A 16,705-nucleotide genomic window follows, 5' to 3' on the forward strand; every position below is an offset into this window, starting at 1 on the left:
ATGGCGTGGCCAATGGCAAGAACAGAAGCATCGTCCACAGCGAGGTGACGATGGATGACCTTTTCAATTCCTGACGGTTATGATGATACGGCAAATAACGCAACGATTGCATGAAGTAAACTTGCTTCTGGCCACTTACGGACAAGGCGGCTTGTCTTTTGAACAGGCTTTGCCGTTATCCCTGTTCTATCAGGATTTCAATGACACGAACCTTCTTGTCAAGGAGGCTGCCTGTCTGATAAAGGAGAACCCCGGACAACTTCTGGACTTTTCTTCTTCCCTTCTTTCGGAAACGAACAAATTCCTCTCACTCGACAGGACACCATTGCAGACCGTGGACTTTGAATTCCTTTTCGAGAAACATCTCGAACCGTTTGAACTTCGGTACGAGAAAGCGAAAACCGTCGCTGCTGAACTTTGGCGCAAATATTCAGCGATGAGCGGTCGATTGGATTTCCTGCCTCTGGATTCGGAAGAATACAGGTCGCTCGATGCGAAATGCGGTGCGGCAAAGGCAAAGTATGACGGGGCCCACGCGCATGCGAACCTATTATATATAGAGTGGGTGCAGGAACGTGACCGGAATTTTTCTGTCTATTGTTTCAAACCGATGTTCCTCGACGTGCTGGTGGAGCGTCTGCAAGGAATCGCCGGAAGTATCATCTCCGACATCAGACGCATGAAGGAGGGAGAGCCATGAACCGTGCGAGCCTGCTGCAAGAGACCGTCGCATGGATGGACACCGTTGACCTCGCTCTGTGTCTGTTCATCTACGAGGTGTGCAACGACTACCAGTTCGAGTACCTGTCGGGCAGCGACTTCGTGAACTTCCTGAACCTGAAACCCACCGAGCGGACGGTCATCGTGCGCCCGAAAGAGAACCTGCGTATCTGTTACATGGTGTATTCGGTTTCCCAGACCATCAGGCCGCGTGAACGCGGCAGACTTTGGGCAGAAGAGTTTTTGAAACGCTGCGGCATATCCAAATCATATTACGACAAGCACCGCAGCGACGTTTGCAACAAAGGTGCTACAAAAGAAAACCAAGATTTCCGTAAATCCATCGACAAGGCCGTTGAAAACGCCCGACGGCTGAACAACACCCCATAGCTGCCCGCCATTTCCCCATTCAGCCTGGCATCTTCCCATTATATCCATGCGCTATACCGTTCATACACAACGGTATGGCGCATTTTCTTTTTATACACTTTCCCCATTCGTCCCCCATTGACCCACCTTGGGGCAAACTTAACTTTGCATCGGAAACAGAAGAAAACAAAAGGCTGAAAAACAGCAAATTCCGACTCCTCAAAAGGACAAGTAACAATAAAAATGAACGTATATGGAAAGTGAACGCAATTTAATGACCACAACGGAAGCAGCCCGTTATCTCGGACTGAAGCCGAGCTATCTCTACAAGATGATGATGCGCCGCGCAATCCCTTACTACAAGCCGGGCGGCAAGCTGTGCTTCTTCGCCAAGGAAGACCTCGACGCATGGATGAAACGGGTACGGGTGCAATCGCAGGACGAAATTGACAGCGAAGCATCCCGCTATCTGGTATCACGTGAGAAAAACAAATGATTTATCAACCTTTTTTAGAACAATGCAATCATGGACAATTCAAAGAACATGGAGCCGGGTATCAGGAATACCACGGTTCAAGATTCCCCGAACAAGGAGCAGAAAAAGAAAGAGAGCAGACCTGTAATCAGTGCAAAGGCGCAGACCATTCTGGACTTCCTTCGCGGCTGTTCCCCCTACGAGGCCGATTCCATACGGGTCATGGTCGGTTACGGGACGGGCAATGGCGATACCGCAACGATTGAGGCGACCGACATGCTGGCAGTCAACCGTTTTCTCAACCACGGGCTTACCAAAGAAAACGGGACAAGCGGCGAGGCCGTGATGAAACACCGTCAGGAACGTGCGCAAAAACTGATGGGAGCCGTCAAGGATTTTGTCGACATCGGCCAGCTTTGTCGCGTCAGCGTCGCGCTGATGAAAATCTCTTCCGACTTCAAGGTGGTGGAGGACGCACGGCAACACCTGCAATCCCAGCCCGTCGCCAACGTGAATCGAAACTGATGTTAAACCGGAACAGAGTATCGGGCGGGCAAGGAAACTCCCACGCACGACATCTTATCGAAACTGTTGCAAGTTGCTCCGGTACCCCATTCCCTTATTTTTTTACTGAATTATGCAAGAAAACAAGAGGAACAAGGAAACATCCCTTTTCAAAAAGCCGCAGGGATTCCGTACAATCCGCATCCACCTTACTGCAGAGGCAATCGAATGGCTCGGTGGAACAACGAAAGATAACGGTAACAATACAATCGGTAACTACACTCTCTTTTATGATCTGCTCTCACGGATGTGTCTGTCACCCAGCAGGGGCGCTTCATTCCGCAGGCCGCAGGAATTGCAGCCCGGACAGTTCCAGTTCTCGGAAACCAGACTTGCGGAAGAATGGAACGTAGGGAGAAAAAGAATCCGCAATCTCCTTGCAACGATGGAAAGACTGGGCATGATAGCGGTAGACGCTTCCAAAACCGCTTCCATTGCTTCCGTGACCTGTGTCGAGGGCTGGACGGACTTTCAGAACTGCCACATCATAAACCTTTGCAATCCAGCCCTGAATGGCATTTAAGTGGCATTTGAACAGCCTTTAAATGGTATTTATTCGGCAGCGGAGGCAGGCCGCAGGAGAAGTGAAAACGTCTTTCAGTTTCGAGATATGCCAAGGTATAACCTCCCTTCGGTCAGTCATTCCTTGGCGCTCTCGCGGCTCACTGGCAGTTCGCCGGTTGCGGCGCTCGCAAACTCGCACCGCTTAACCTTTATAAAACAACAGTTATGACAGAAGACAACAGAGAAAAAACATCATTCCCGTCCGGCGGCAGCCGTACTGAATACATCGGTGCCAAAGTCACCGCGGAACAGAAACAGCATATCCACCGTCTTGCTGCCGAGTGCGGCATGACCGTCAGCAGCTACGTGTTGGCAAGAAGTTTCAATTACAAGCCGAAAGCGAGGCTGACTGCAAGGCAGGAGGCGGTCATGGAGACCCTTATAGGATGTCGCAGCGACCTTGTGAATTACGCATCTGCCCTTCGTGGCATGAACCCGGAGAAACGCAGGCAGATGTTTAACAGTTACCCTTTCATGCTCGAATGGCTCAAGGAACTCGGCAGGCTGGCCGAGCGTATCACGGACGTGCTCGACAAGGTACGGTTTTCCAACCGCCTGCCCGACGAGACAAGGAAAGGTGAAGACGGGGAGGAGGAAACATGATAGGAAAAGCGAAATCCATTTCCCACGGGATAAATGACATCAGGTACATTACGGGAGAATCGAGGAACAAGAAACATCCCGAACTCATCTTCCACGTTAAGGATAATTTGCTGCCGCCCGGTCTGGATGCCACCGGAATATGGGATTCCATGCAACTGACGCTGGAGAAGTTCAAACGGGTCAGAAATTCCGTTATCCGCATCGAGGTCAGCCCTGCGAAGGAACACACCAAAGACTTTACCATCGATGACTGGCAAAGGTTGTGGGACGACTTCATGAGTGAGTTCGATAACATCGAACTGCTTGACAAGAACGGCAAGACCTATTCCCCGAAAACCAACTTAAAAGGCAGCAAGGGCACAGTGCGGCTGCATTTGGAATCCAAAAGCGGCATTCCCCACCTCCACGGTGCGTTCTGCCGTATTGATGAACGAGGAAATATCAACAACGACCATGACATCCACCTGCGGGCACAGCGTGCAGCCGAGCGCGTGGCCTTGAAACGGGGCTGGACGACCGCCGCCAAGGTACGGGAAACGAACATCGGACAGGTGAACCGGGACTGCATGGAAACTCTGCAATCAATGGAAAGCTGGTCATGGGACGAGTACGTGGCCAGACTCCGGAGCAAGGGCTATGAATTTTGGGAGCTGCGCGACAACAAGAAAATATTGCGCGGTTATGTGCTGAAGAAAGGCAATGCCAGATACAAGGCTTCCGAACTCGGCAGGGGGCGCAATTTCATGGCGAGCAAACTCGAAAGCACGTGGAAAAAACTGCATGCAGTTTCCAAAACGGCTAAACAAACTTCGTCGGCTGCTGTTATAACACGTCCCGTTACGATTCCAGTGAAAGGAACGACATCAGTCATGCCCCGACAGACTTCAGTTCAGGTACAAAGAACAGCACCGGTTCCGCAATATACCGTTTATCGTTCCGGCACCAGCCCGTATCATATTGACATTGACGAGGAAAGCCGCAGGTTCTTCATTCCCGATGAAGCGTTGGACGTATTCAATGACGAGTTCGACTACCGCGAGACGGCCAACAGCCGCGACCTTACGGACATGGCGGTGGCACTTTTCGTCGGGATGCTCGATGCTCCGGCTGTTCTTTCGGGCGGTGGGGGCGGCGGTTCCAACGACCTGCCTTGGGGAAGACGCGAGGACGAGGATGAACGGGAATGGGCACGCCGATGCGCCCGTGAAGCGGCAAGGGTGATCGGAAAGAAACCGAAGACAGAACGGAAAAGATAACAGCCTATGAATAGGAAATTCGATTTCTCGGAAATAGACGAGGCGCTTCCCGCTGCCGAAAAAATGCAGGAGAAAGACCGCATGGCCGGCGCATTGGAAAACAATTATGAAGCCATCCGTCTTCTCAATGCCAATGTGGAAAAGCTCGAAAGCAGACTTTCGGAAGCCCTGCCCAAAGTGGACGGGGCTGTTTCTTCCTTGCATAGAGCGAGCACGGTTTCTGTCAGCGAGGAATCCAGACAGGTACTTGAACAGGAAGGAGAGAAAATCTGCCAAAAGATGGTCGACAGGATGGAAAGCGAGTGCGCGAAGTTGGCCAGACGCTTCTCGGCGAATGAACGTGTGCTTATCTCCGCAACCGCTTTTTGGTGTATGGTCGAGATAATCATCTCCCTTACGGCGGCCTTTATCTGTACCTGCGCTGCAAATGCTCGTCTCATACATAGTGCATTATTATGGGAAATGCTTGGCTGTGCCGTCGCTTTTCTCATTGTCTGTGTTACGCTGACCATTTTTATATGCCGAAAGTTAAAACAATGAAACATTATCAAATTAAAGAATATAAGTATGGCCACAGTAAAAGTAAAATTTCGCCCGTCGACAGTAGAAGGTCGTCCGGGTTCTATCGTCTATTTTGTAACTCACCGCCGTGTCGTCAGGCAAATCACGACAGAATACAAAGTTTTTTCATACGAGTGGGATGATAAACAGTCAAGACTTGTTGCGACACCGGTGAGCGAACGGACAGCCGCTATTCTTGCTATTGCACAAAAAATACGCCGGGATATGAATCGGCTGGACAAAATTATAAACGGCTTAAACTGCGATAAGCGTGAATTTGCTACTGAAGAGATAGTAAGACTGTTTCATGAAACGAAACGGGGAGTATCCTTTTTCGAGTTTATGGAGGAGGTCATTCTCCAACTGAAACGATTAGGAAAGGAACGGACAGCGGAAAATTACATTACCGCCTTCAATAGTTTCAAACGTTTTCGGAATGGGAACGATATTTCGCTGAACGAAATTGATTCAGACCTGATGACGGAATACGAAGCCAGTTTGAAGTCTTACGGCGTAGCTATGAACACCGTTTCCTTTTATAACCGGATTCTTCGTGCTGTGTACAACCGGGCAGTGGAAAAAGAAATGACCGTGCAACGGTATCCTTTCAAGCATGTCTATACCGGAATTGACAAGACGGTCAAGCGTGCTGTCCCCTTGAAAATCATCAAACGGATTAAAGATTTGGATCTGTCGTTCAAATCCTCATTGGATTTTGCAAGGGATATGTTCCTGTTCTCATTCTACACACGCGGAATGTCGTTCATCGACATGGCATATCTCAAGAAGAAGGATTTGCAGAACGGCATCCTTTCCTATCGCAGACGAAAGACGGGGCAGCAATTATTCATCAAGTGGGAAAAATCCATGCAGGAGATTATCGACAAATACCCGGCAAATGAAAACGGCTATTTGCTGCCAATCATCAAGACAGACCGGAACGAACGGTTGCAGTACAGAAATGCGCTCCGTCTGGTCAACAACAAGCTCAAGGAAATATCCGTATCAATCGGCCTACAAGCCAAACTCACGATGTACGTTAGCCGCCATTCATGGGCCAGTATCGCTAAAAGTCAGAACATTCCCCTGTCGGTCATCAGTGCGGGTATGGGGCATGATTCGGAAAATACCACGCAAATATATCTTGCCTCTTTGGACAATTCAACGATAGACAAAGCGAATGATTTGATATTGAAAAAATTAAGGTAGAATGTCAGGCAAAAAATGTTACCTCTTACCAAGAGGGAGATTAACCGCTGCAAAGGTATGAAAAAGAAACGAAAACAAAGAATCTAATCCGAGATAAATACTTTTTCTCTGCCCAAAAACATATAATTGTTTGGCAAATTTTAATTTTTGCCAAACGAAACATATTGATTATTAGTGCATTTTTCTTTTTATCCCCCTCTTGGTAAGAAGGGGATAAAAAGAAAATCGAAATGCGGACAAAAAGTTTTATAGTATTGGTATTCACTCTGTTCGGGAGCGTTCATCTTTTCGGACAGGAAAGCCGGAAGGAAATCTGTATAGATTTCCGTGTCGGTAAGAGTACGCTGGACACAGCCTATGTAAATAACGCCGAACGTCTGGCGGAAATCGTATCGTTTTTGGAAACCGTTAAAAATGACGAGGCACTCGATCTGGTCGAGGTGTCCTTCTGCGGTTCTGCTTCACCGGAAGGGTCTGCTGGAATCAACCGAAGGCTGGCGGAAAAACGCCGTGCGGCAGTGGAGAATTACGTGCTCAGACGTATTTCACTTCCGGACAGCATCATCACCCGTTGCGATGCCACCATCGCTTGGGAACGTCTGGCCAGTCTGGTGGAACAGTCGGACATGCCTCACAAGGGGGAAGCCGTGGATGTGCTGCGAAATGTTCCCGAATACACGTATGACGACAAAGGGATTTTGATCGACAGCAAAAAGAAGCATTTGATGGAATTGCAGTACGGGCGTACTTGGTACTATATGCTGGAACGTTTCTTTCCACAGGTACGCAATGCTGGTGTCATATTCGTGACGGTACGGCAAAAACCGATAATAAAAAGCGACAAGGTTGAATTACAGGCGGGGCCGACTATGGATACCGTTGCCGTCGTTCAGAAAACAGACACGCTCATATCGCAGGTAATCGTACCGGAACATGAAGAGCGGAAACCTTTCTACATGGCCGTCAAGACCAACATGCTCTATGACGTGTTGGCCGTGCCCAACATCGGCATCGAATTCTATCTGGGCAAGAATTGGTCGGTAAGCGGAAGCTGGATGTACGGCTGGTGGGACAAGAACAGCAAGCATCGCTATTGGCGCATCTACGGCGGCGACATCGCCGTGCGCAAGTGGCTGGGCAGGAAAGCTGCGGAAAAGCCGCTGACAGGACATCATCTGGGACTCTATGGGCAGGTGTTCACTTACGACTTTGAGTGGGGAGGGACCGGTTATATGGGAGGCCGTCCCGGAAAAACGCTTTGGAACAGCCCCAATTATGCCATGGGTGTGGAATACGGTTATTCGCTGCCGATAGCACGGAGGCTGAACATAGACTTTACTATCGGCGTGGGCTATTGGGGAGGAAAATATTATACCTACAGCCCTCTTGACGGACACGACGTGTGGGAATCCACAAAAAAACGGCACTGGTTCGGACCGACCAAAGCGGAAATCTCTCTGGTATGGTTGCTCGGACGAGGCAACAGCAATAACAGGAAAGGAGGTATGAAATGATGAAATACACGATAAGATACGTTTCCCTGTTGGCAGGAATGCTGACGGTGTTTTCTTCCTGCGAACACAAGGACTTGTGTTTCGATCACGATGCACATGCTCCGAAATCGGACGTGCATATAAAAGCCGTGTATGAAAAGGAATGGGAACATACCTGCGAGGGAGGTCCCGACTGGGAGCAATATCCCGCATGGGAGAGCAGGTTCGGTATGGACTACCACGAGTTGTGTCCCGACGCTCCCGACGGGTTGCGCATACAGGTATATAACGAGGACGGTACCAACAACGTCCTGAACGTGGCACCCGAAGGTGACATCGTGCGGATGCGTCCGGGAGAACATTCCCTGCTGCTCTACAACAATGACACGGAATACATTGTCTTCGATGACATGAACTCGTTCGCATCGGCAAAGGCCACGACCCGTACACGTACCCGTGCATCGTATGGGGGCAATCCGTACATGGAAAATACCGTCGAAAACACGGTGAATGCCCCCGATATGCTCTATGGCAACTACATGGAAAACTACACGGCCGAGCGCAAGACGGAGACCGACGAACTGCCCGTGACCATGCACCCGTTGGTTTTTACCTATCTGGTGCGTTACGAGTTCAGTCACGGGCTGGAATACGTGGCGCTGGCACGCGGAGCCTTGGCGGGTATGGCGGGTGCGGTATGGCTGAACAGCGGACGCACCTCCGAAGAGGCAGTTACCATATTATATGACTGCAGCGTGGAAGATTTCGGAGCACAGGCCTGCGTCCACTCGTTCGGCATACCGGACTACCCGAACGAACACTACACGGCACGTGCCGAACGCCGTTATGGGCTGAACCTTGAAGTGCGCCTGAAGAACGGGAAAGTCAAGTCGTTCGATTTCGACGTGACCGATCAGGTCGCCGTACAGCCGCAGGGAGGGGTCATCGTAGTGAGCGGTATCGAGATTTCCGACGAGGACGGAACGGAAGGCGGTTCCGGCTTCGAGGTGGACGTGGAAGATTGGGGCGAGTACGAAGATGTCGAACTCCCTCTTTAAAGATAAATAGTTTTTACTAATCATTAACATTTTACTTAAAAATTTCAGCAACATGAAAAAGAATCTTTTCTTTATGGGAATTGCTGCTGCCGCAATGCTGGCAAGTTGCAGCAATGATGAGACAATGGACATGCCTCAGTCAAAGACAAAGGCTATCAGTTTCACGAATGCATTTGTGAACAACGGAACACGCAGCATTGTCGATCCGAGTTTCAAAAAAGAAACTTTAGGCAGTTTCGCCGTGTACGGTTTCACGCAGAACGGTCAGATTTTTGATGGTACCACTGTAACAAGTAGTGATAATGGCAACTCATGGACTTATACTCCGCAGCAGTTTTGGGTAAAAGATAACCAGTATGCCTTTGCTGCCATTGCTCCTGCAAATACAACAGTAGCCAATGAAACATTAGAAGGTGCGTCCACGACTGACTATAAAGTGGGTATGACCGTATCATTCACTAACGATGGTGCAACAGACCTGCTCCATGCCTCCGCAGATCCTGTTGATGCAAACGACAATTTTATGGCGTCTCCCATACCCGTTTCGTTTAATTTCTACCACCAGCTTGCAAAGGTAAAATTCTCATTTGCAAATAATGTGGGAGAACCTTATAACATCGAAGTAACCGATGTAAAGATTACGAATGCGAAGAAATCGGGTACTCTTACGATAAATTCTGAAAAACAAAACGCTTGGAGCGAAGTTACTGCCCCCTCGCTCGAACTTGATTTCGGTGCTGTTGGTAACAGCCAGGATGTAGCCGAAGCCATTGAACATAATGGTGAAGGTGAAACATATTACGAAAAACTGATGATCCCGACAGAATCCTCTGAAAGCTACAATGTGACTTTCACGGTAAAATTGCTTAATGGAACTGTTCCTATGGGTACATACAATCATACAGCCACCATTAGCAATGTTGAACTGGAACTCGGCTACTGCTACGATTTCAAGGCTACTCTGACAAGTGATAATATCGTTGTGGATCCGGATGACCCAGATGCTCAGCTCAAACCTATTGTATTTGAGGTAACTAATATTGAAGACTGGAATAAGGAGAATCAGGATCAGACGGTGAATATTCCCACTGTAGGTGAATAATCCCAGTTTTTTTATTTGTCGGAATAATTTCCGAAAGAGCGGAGTTACAGGGTGTAAGGGGTTGAATGTTCCCCTTACACTCACTAATAGCCGGAGAATACTGCTCCGGACAAATAACTAAAAAAGACAGCAATGAACGGACATAGGAAAAGAACGAATTTAACGACAAGCGGCATGGCAGCAGTGCTGTCATGTCTGCTGTTTTTCTCTTGCAATAACGAGGATATTCTCGAAGACAACAGTAATATCACCGGGAATGCTTGTGATAATATTTGTTTTGGAATCTCTCCTGATGGGAATGTACAGACGAGGGGAAATACCGTTAGTGGTGAGGACGGGTACACTTCCGAACGGTTTGTATTGCGGTCGCAGGATTCGGCAGATACGCTTTGTGTCCGAGCCATTGTTTCCGACGGTATTCACTCACCCGTTTTCGAGGACAGGCAAGCCATAACACGTGGTACACCTGTCTCTAAAGATAATTTTTACGATTCATTCCACGTGCTGGCCTATTGGAAAAAGAACGGAACTCTGGTCGAGGAGCAGTTCTATATGGACGCCGATGTCACTAAAAAGGGAAACAATCTATGGAGCAGCGACTGCACGTACTATTGGCCGGGAGTCGAGCATACCCTTCGGTTCTATGCGTGGGCACCTGTTTCCGGAGCTTTCGAGACGGTACCGACAACACCCGAAAGCACGACGCTCACATATACCGTTCCTTCGGACGCAGCCGACCAGAAAGATATTGTAGTGGCAAGCCCTGATGAAACGCCCGGAAACTATAACGCAGCGCAGTCGCTTACCTTCAACCACATCTGTACCGCTGTGCGTTTCGTGACCGGCAGCCAAATGCAGCCCGGAACGATTAGAAGCGTAACCTTGAAAGGCGTTCGATACAACGGTTCTTACGACTTGGCAACCGGTGAATGGACGTTGAACGATGACGTTATTAACTTCACGCAGTCATTGGATAAAGAGATGAGCGGGAGCGAAACGGACGGAACGGAAGTCGCCACGGGCGAAGCCACGTTTATGATGTTACCGCAAACCTTACCGACAGGCGCGAAGGTGGAAGTAGTGTTCCACAGCAACGTGACAGGCGAAGAGCGTACCCTTGAAGCTATTATCGGAGGCATGGAATGGCCGCAAGGGCAAACGGTTACATACAAGCTGTCTATTTCTCCGGAATACGAACTGGAGTTCACTTCCGAGCCTGAAATACAGGATGCTCATTATGTGATTTATCCCATTCATATCAAGGCCGAGGAAATACCCGGTGGGTGGACAATGAGTTCCACAGACCCAGACAACGTAACTCTGCATACCGACCTGACTATTCTTACAAGGCGAGGTTTTTGGATTGAAGAAGATAAAGGTTGGGCTTCCATCAGCAGTACTGCCACAGGCGAAGATATTACTGTATATGCTTTCCTCACGGAAAACATAACCGATGAGACGCGCGAAGTTTCTCTCGAACTTCGACCCACCAATATGCCCGATGCCCAACCGCAGACATTTACCATATCCCAGCTCTGTCCAAGCTGGAACGGGAACTTGGGTTGCGAACGTCTTGAAGATGGAGAGTATCCATGGGGATTCTTGTGGCCAACAGGAATGACAATCACATATGAGATGGAAAATGCCGGTTTGGGAGATTTAATAAAAAATGCACTACTCAACGCTTATCTTTCTTGGTTTACAGACTATAATGATTTCATCACAAAAGAAACGTGGATATTGAGTATCAAATCGGTAACTATTGACTATGATAAAGTACCTCAAGTAAATGTTGCTAAAGCCCCCGATAACGGATTGAAAAACACGATGGAACTTTATAATTTCAACGGTTTGAGCGATGTTTCAACTTTGATAAGTATTCTTGAAGACTGGGGTGGAACAACGACCGATGTCTTGCCGTTGAACCCCGATGAGTTTGCGGCTCGCGCATGTGCCATGAAGAATAAATACAATAAAACGGTAGAAACGCAACCGGGCACCAGCGAAACAATACAAGTTCCGGTTCTTAAAGAGGAAAACTTGGTATGGTATCTTCCCGCGAAGAATGAAGCTTCGCAAATGAAAGACGAAACATATCCGTTGCAAGGCGAATATTGGACTTCGACCGTAGCGAGTACAGACGAAAACGACAACGAGAACGCCTATAAATACACGGCAGGAGGTTCTACAAACATCGAAAAGCGTGATGTCAATCTCCGTGTCCGTGCCGTGCGCAAGAAACCCTAAAAAAGGGATATATAAAAACTAATTCAGACATAAGACTTGCAATGACAAACTCCCTGTTCTTAATTGAAGAGGGAGTTTGTTATGTTTATAATATCGAGCATTACATATGCAATGCTAATCATGATTAAGCATTTTCATCTTGAATAATTCAGAAAAATTCCATAACTTCGCAAAAGTAAATGATGCGCAACAAATCCAAATGAGTAATCATGTTGCATCGAAAAACATGTGCGTTCTGTACCAACTTTCAAATAAAATCGCTGCTTGATACTCTTTTGTTACCTTTCTTTGGCAATGTCAATAAAAATAATTAATAATTAGATAGTTAAGTTGTAGAGTTGGTTAGTGGCCCACCAGCCGTAGGATAATCTATACGTAAGGATGGAATCGTTAAGGGCTCCTTGTCTTCAGTTTAAAGGAAAGGGGCAAGGAAGCTAAAGGTGTTTGATACATTTACGGTTCGATCAGAATGGAAACGGACAGTCTACTTCTAAATTTATGTTGTAAAACAGTTAATTTTTTGCTAGATTATGCGCTAAAACATATAAAAAAGCTTGCTATTTTACAGAAAATAGCTATATAATTTGGTGGAAAGATATATTTGGTTTTATATTTGCACCCACTAAAGGCAAGTAAATGTCTCTTTAGCGAAAGAAACATGCCTGTTTACGATCCTGAAAATCAGGAGTCGGGAGTTTGTCCTTCAGGAGATTCCCCCGATTAAGTTTAACGTAAAATTGAAAATATGAAGGTAAGAGCTTATGTTCTCATCGCATCGGTAGCATTGTTAGGAATGTCTGCTGGTTCGAAAAAGGCGAGACTTACCGAGGGTGTGAACCCCGGTGATCTGGCCCCGAGAATAGAGTTTTTGGGAAACGGCGATAAAGCTGGTTTCCAAAACCAATCGGGACGTTACACGTTGCTCAATTTTTGGGCGGCTTACGATGCGGAATCGCGGGCTCGTAACGTGCAATTGGCAAATGAAGTTAACAAGTTTGGTCCGGACAAGATTGCGATGTGTTCGATCTCCTTGGATGAGAAAGAATCCATTTTTACCGAGACGGTAAAGATTGACAGGTTAGATCTGTCGACGCAATATCACGAAGGACTGGGTAAGGAGTCAGAGTTGTACAAGAAGTATGATTTAGGAAAAGGTTTCAAGAACTTCTTGATTAACAATGAGGGAGTGATAATCGCCGCCAACGTCACCCCGGAAAAACTGACCGAGATTCTGAAAGAAAATTAATCAGTATTATTCAGCAAAGAGGGCTGTTCCATTTCATGGTGGAACGGCCCTCTTTTTTATTAATTTACGCTTTCTTTTTCTGTTTCGTATTCATTATTAGATGCTTTTGATTTATTAACGTGGCTGGATAGGGTGATAGGGAGCACTCTCTGTCTTTACTGTAAACGAACGATTAATATAATATCCTATATAATGAGATCTATACTTATCTTTATCTGTTTGATCTTTTCTTTTGGTGGACAGGGGCAAGAGGAAGAAAAATCCCAAATGTGGAAAGTGGAAATTTCCGGAGCCCTTAATAATTATCCGGCTTGGGAGGTAGAGCCTTCTGTTACGTTTCTGCCGATCCCTTATGTGGGTATTACTATGGGATTGCTTTTTTGCAATACGATTGATAGGGGTAGTTATACGGGAACTTCAAAAGATGGTCTATGGTTTTGGGATTCAGACAGGGATGATCCGGGCTGTCATTTCTTCGCCTTGCGTCCCGCTATCCAGTTGGTAACTCCCGCTTTTAAGTTTGGGAAAGATAAAGATACAGGGCTTTCTTTGGTTATTTCTCCCGGACTGACCATACCTCTACCAGTCAACCAAGAGTTTAATATCGATTATATCCCTAATTCTCCCGGAGTATGGATACCTCAAAAGTTCGATCATATAAAAAACAAGGGGGGAAAATCGCTGTTTTACCATATTAAAGGTATGCTGAGCCTTGACATAAACCGGCAGTATATACTTTCTGCGGGATATGCATTCTCGAATTTTGATTTGTATAGTGGAGGCAGGAATCTCATTGTAGAGGGAGAGAGGCTTAGTATGCCTAAAATCCGTTTTATGCATTCGGGGTTCCTAAGTATTGGATATCGGTTTTAAATCGTTTTGCGCATATTATTTTCCGTTCGAGTAAAAAAGGGAGAGTTGATGAAGCTCTCCCTTTCATATAAGTTATATATAATAATGTATAGATTATCGAATGGCTTCTACTTCTTCCGCATGCAAGGGGATCTTCTTTCCTAATAAACGGGCGCCGTTCTCTGTGATCAGATAATCTTCCTCGTTGCGTATGCCACTGAAATCTTTGTATGTAAACAACTTCTCGTAATTGATAAATTCCGTGAACTTGTTTTGGCTTTTCCATAAATCCATTAATTCGGGAATGAAATATACCCCCGGCTCAATGGTCAAGACAAAGCCCGGTTCCAGTTTGCGTCCTAAGCGCAAAGACTTGCGTCCAAATTCCGTACTCTTTGGCTGTCCGTCATAACCAACGTATACCTCTCCCAGATTCTCCATGTCGTGTACATCCAATCCCATCATATGACCCAAGCCGCAAGGCATGAACATGGCGTGAGCACCGGCTTTTACGGCTTCCATCGGGTCTCCTTTCACGAAACCAAGGTCTTTCAATCCCTCCATGATTACTTTGCAAGACAACTCATATACATCCACGAAAGGAATACCCGGGCGCAAGGCCGCTACGGCAGCCTCATGAGCGGCTACTTGGATATCATAGATGTCTTTCTGGCGGGTCGTGAACTTCGAATCGGCCGGAATAGTCGAGGACATATCTCCGGCATATCCCATCTCGGTCTCGGCACCGGCATCCAGCAACAACATGTCACCACTCTTAATCAGATTACTATGATCATGGTTATGCAGGGTCTGCCCGTTAATCGTAGCGATGATAGGGAAGGAGAGTTGATAATTGTTGGCGAAAGCGACTTCCGCTACGGCAGCGGCTACCTCCGATTCCCGGATTCCCGGACGTACGGTACGCATAGCGGTCAGATGCATATCGGCGGTTACGATACAAGCTTTTTCAATCTCGGCGATCTCCTCCTCACTCTTGTAATTCCGTTGATTTACGACTCCTATGATGAAAGGTACGGAAAGTTTCTCCGCTCCAGGTACGATACCTAGCCATTGGAATAACTTGATCTGGTGCTCCGCACGATACGTCGGCAGATAATGGATCGGTTGGCCTTTTCGCTGGGCGTTCTTCAAATAAGTCTCGATTTCCTTGAAAGGACGAACTTCCTTGATACCTGCGGCCTCGCTTTTCTCTTTCAAGGTGGGTTGCGTACCCATCCATACGATAGCGTCTATAGTCAACTCATCGCCAAAAATGATTTCCTTGTCGTTATCAATATCAATGATAGCGGATAATCCGGCGTATGGCAATCCGAAAAAATACAAGAAAGTGGAGTCTTGGCGGAAGTGATACGTATTATCGGCGTAATTCATTCCACTCTCGTCGTTCCCGAGAAATAGCAACAAACCGGAACCTATGGTTTGTTTTAGTTTGGCCCGGCGGCCCATATAAGTTTCTTTACTGAACATAAGGATTATTTTTAGTGAACCAAAGATAGTAATTAATGTAATATGCTAGGCCGACATTTGAAATTATTTCTTACATTAGCCCAGGTAAATGTAACCTCTGATACCTTATGAAGATTCAAAGAATTCAAGAACTTACCGATGCCTCCATCGTCTGTGGCTCGGAGAAACGGGAGAACGATGTGCAATGTGCCTTTGCCAGCGATCTGATGAGCGATGTACTCACGCTGGATTGCGGTAATGTATTGCTGGTGACGGGACTTTGTAATTTGCAGACGATTCGTACCGCAGAGATGGCAGAAGTCTCTTATATACTCTTTGTGCGGGGGAAGAAAGTAACCTCGGATATGCTAGAACTGGCCCATGAGAACAATATGGTTCTTATGGAAACGGATCATTCTATGTATCATACGGTCGGAGAGCTTTATAGCGCAGGTCTCCTCCCTATATATTGAGAAAGGAGGTCGTGAGATATGCTATTTAAGTTTGAGTTGGAGGGTGGTAATTTCTCGAAGGTGGGATATGCGTCTAGCCAGATAAAGAAAGTCTTGAAGCAGTTGGCCATCGATCCCCGGATCATCAAGAGGGTGGTAGTGGCGCTTTATGAGGCAGAGGTGAATGTAGTGGCCCATGCTTGGAGAGGAACGGTCGTGGCAAAACTGGATGCGGATAAAATATCTTTGGAGTTGAAGGACGAGGGACCCGGAATCCCGGATATACCGCTAGCCATGAGCGAGGGGTATTCCACGGCTTCCGAGGCTGTACGCGAGATGGGGTTTGGTGCCGGGATGGGGCTTCCCAATATGAAGAAGAACGTGGATGAATTAACGATAGAGAGCCAAGTAGATGTAGGTACTACGGTACGTATGGTCACGTGGTTTAATAAAAAAGGAGCGTGACC

The 16,705-nt window shown here is 47.2% G+C and carries 18 protein-coding genes; 17 read left to right on the forward strand and 1 reads right to left on the reverse strand.

The window, feature by feature from the left end; all coding sequences use genetic code 11:
* Positions 1 to 79: 79 nt before the first annotated feature.
* The 15 genes from Q0110_RS16940 (at position 80) to Q0110_RS17010 (ending at position 14,340) form a co-directional block, all read left to right on the forward strand.
* A complete protein-coding gene (locus Q0110_RS16940) occupies positions 80 to 700 on the forward strand; it encodes a hypothetical protein (RefSeq protein WP_007855153.1) in 621 nt (206 codons plus the stop codon).
* Entirely contained in the window at positions 697 to 1,110 is a 414-nt protein-coding gene (locus Q0110_RS16945) for a hypothetical protein (protein WP_007855151.1), read from the forward strand. The genes Q0110_RS16940 and Q0110_RS16945 overlap by 4 nt, the downstream gene beginning before the upstream one ends.
* Before the next feature lie 232 nt (positions 1,111 to 1,342).
* Positions 1,343 to 1,585, forward strand: coding sequence for a helix-turn-helix domain-containing protein (locus tag Q0110_RS16950; protein WP_007855145.1), 243 nt, complete (start codon positions 1,343 to 1,345; stop codon positions 1,583 to 1,585).
* A gap of 30 nt (positions 1,586 to 1,615) precedes the next feature.
* Positions 1,616 to 2,089 carry a hypothetical protein gene (locus tag Q0110_RS16955; RefSeq protein WP_007855144.1) on the forward strand — a complete coding sequence of 158 codons (474 nt, stop codon included), beginning with the start codon at positions 1,616 to 1,618 and terminating at the stop codon, positions 2,087 to 2,089.
* A gap of 112 nt (positions 2,090 to 2,201) precedes the next feature.
* Positions 2,202 to 2,651 (forward strand): hypothetical protein, encoded by a 450-nt coding sequence (locus tag Q0110_RS16960; RefSeq protein WP_032951052.1) that lies wholly within the window; start codon positions 2,202 to 2,204, stop codon positions 2,649 to 2,651.
* A 206-nt stretch (positions 2,652 to 2,857) separates the two neighbouring features.
* Positions 2,858 to 3,295 (forward strand): hypothetical protein, encoded by a 438-nt coding sequence (locus tag Q0110_RS16965; protein WP_007855143.1) that lies wholly within the window; start codon positions 2,858 to 2,860, stop codon positions 3,293 to 3,295.
* Positions 3,292 to 4,551 carry a relaxase gene (locus Q0110_RS16970; RefSeq protein ID WP_297909212.1) on the forward strand — a complete coding sequence of 420 codons (1,260 nt, stop codon included), beginning with the start codon at positions 3,292 to 3,294 and terminating at the stop codon, positions 4,549 to 4,551. The genes Q0110_RS16965 and Q0110_RS16970 overlap by 4 nt, the downstream gene beginning before the upstream one ends.
* Before the next feature lie 6 nt (positions 4,552 to 4,557).
* Positions 4,558 to 5,091 (forward strand): hypothetical protein, encoded by a 534-nt coding sequence (locus Q0110_RS16975; protein ID WP_007855141.1) that lies wholly within the window; start codon positions 4,558 to 4,560, stop codon positions 5,089 to 5,091.
* Positions 5,092 to 5,118: 27 nt separating this feature from the next.
* Positions 5,119 to 6,321: a site-specific integrase gene (locus Q0110_RS16980; RefSeq protein ID WP_007855139.1), complete on the forward strand. Its 1,203-nt coding sequence runs from the start codon at positions 5,119 to 5,121 to the stop codon at positions 6,319 to 6,321.
* Positions 6,322 to 6,947: 626 nt separating this feature from the next.
* Positions 6,948 to 7,835: a DUF3575 domain-containing protein gene (locus Q0110_RS16985; RefSeq protein WP_297909218.1), complete on the forward strand. Its 888-nt coding sequence runs from the start codon at positions 6,948 to 6,950 to the stop codon at positions 7,833 to 7,835.
* The gene (locus tag Q0110_RS16990; protein WP_007855135.1) at positions 7,832 to 8,872 is read left to right on the forward strand and encodes a DUF5119 domain-containing protein; all 1,041 of its coding nucleotides are present in this window, start codon (positions 7,832 to 7,834) and stop codon (positions 8,870 to 8,872) included. Before Q0110_RS16985 ends, Q0110_RS16990 begins: the two co-directional genes overlap by 4 nt.
* Before the next feature lie 52 nt (positions 8,873 to 8,924).
* Entirely contained in the window at positions 8,925 to 9,974 is a 1,050-nt protein-coding gene (locus tag Q0110_RS16995; protein WP_297909222.1) for a fimbrillin family protein, read from the forward strand.
* Positions 9,975 to 10,106: 132 nt separating this feature from the next.
* The gene (locus tag Q0110_RS17000) at positions 10,107 to 12,221 is read left to right on the forward strand and encodes a fimbrillin family protein (RefSeq protein ID WP_297909225.1); all 2,115 of its coding nucleotides are present in this window, start codon (positions 10,107 to 10,109) and stop codon (positions 12,219 to 12,221) included.
* Between the two features lie 745 nt (positions 12,222 to 12,966).
* A complete protein-coding gene (locus Q0110_RS17005) occupies positions 12,967 to 13,467 on the forward strand; it encodes a thioredoxin family protein (RefSeq protein WP_297909228.1) in 501 nt (166 codons plus the stop codon).
* A 192-nt stretch (positions 13,468 to 13,659) separates the two neighbouring features.
* Positions 13,660 to 14,340: a hypothetical protein gene (locus Q0110_RS17010; RefSeq protein WP_297909231.1), complete on the forward strand. Its 681-nt coding sequence runs from the start codon at positions 13,660 to 13,662 to the stop codon at positions 14,338 to 14,340.
* Between the two features lie 93 nt (positions 14,341 to 14,433).
* Here the strand turns inward: Q0110_RS17010 and Q0110_RS17015 are convergent, their stop codons facing one another.
* On the reverse strand, positions 14,434 to 15,807 hold the full coding sequence (locus Q0110_RS17015; protein WP_297909234.1) for an aminopeptidase P family protein: 1,374 nt from the start codon (positions 15,805 to 15,807) through the stop codon (positions 14,434 to 14,436).
* A gap of 107 nt (positions 15,808 to 15,914) precedes the next feature.
* Between Q0110_RS17015 and Q0110_RS17020 the strand changes: the two genes are divergently transcribed.
* Both Q0110_RS17020 and Q0110_RS17025 read left to right on the forward strand, forming a co-directional pair.
* On the forward strand, positions 15,915 to 16,259 hold the full coding sequence (locus Q0110_RS17020) for a hypothetical protein (protein WP_297909237.1): 345 nt from the start codon (positions 15,915 to 15,917) through the stop codon (positions 16,257 to 16,259).
* 18 nt (positions 16,260 to 16,277) lie between these two features.
* Entirely contained in the window at positions 16,278 to 16,703 is a 426-nt protein-coding gene (locus Q0110_RS17025; RefSeq protein ID WP_297909240.1) for an ATP-binding protein, read from the forward strand.
* The last annotated feature ends 2 nt before the right edge of the window (positions 16,704 to 16,705 follow it).

The sequence above is a fragment of the uncultured Parabacteroides sp. genome (genome assembly GCF_947855115.1).
Lineage (GTDB): Bacteria > Bacteroidota > Bacteroidia > Bacteroidales > Tannerellaceae > Parabacteroides.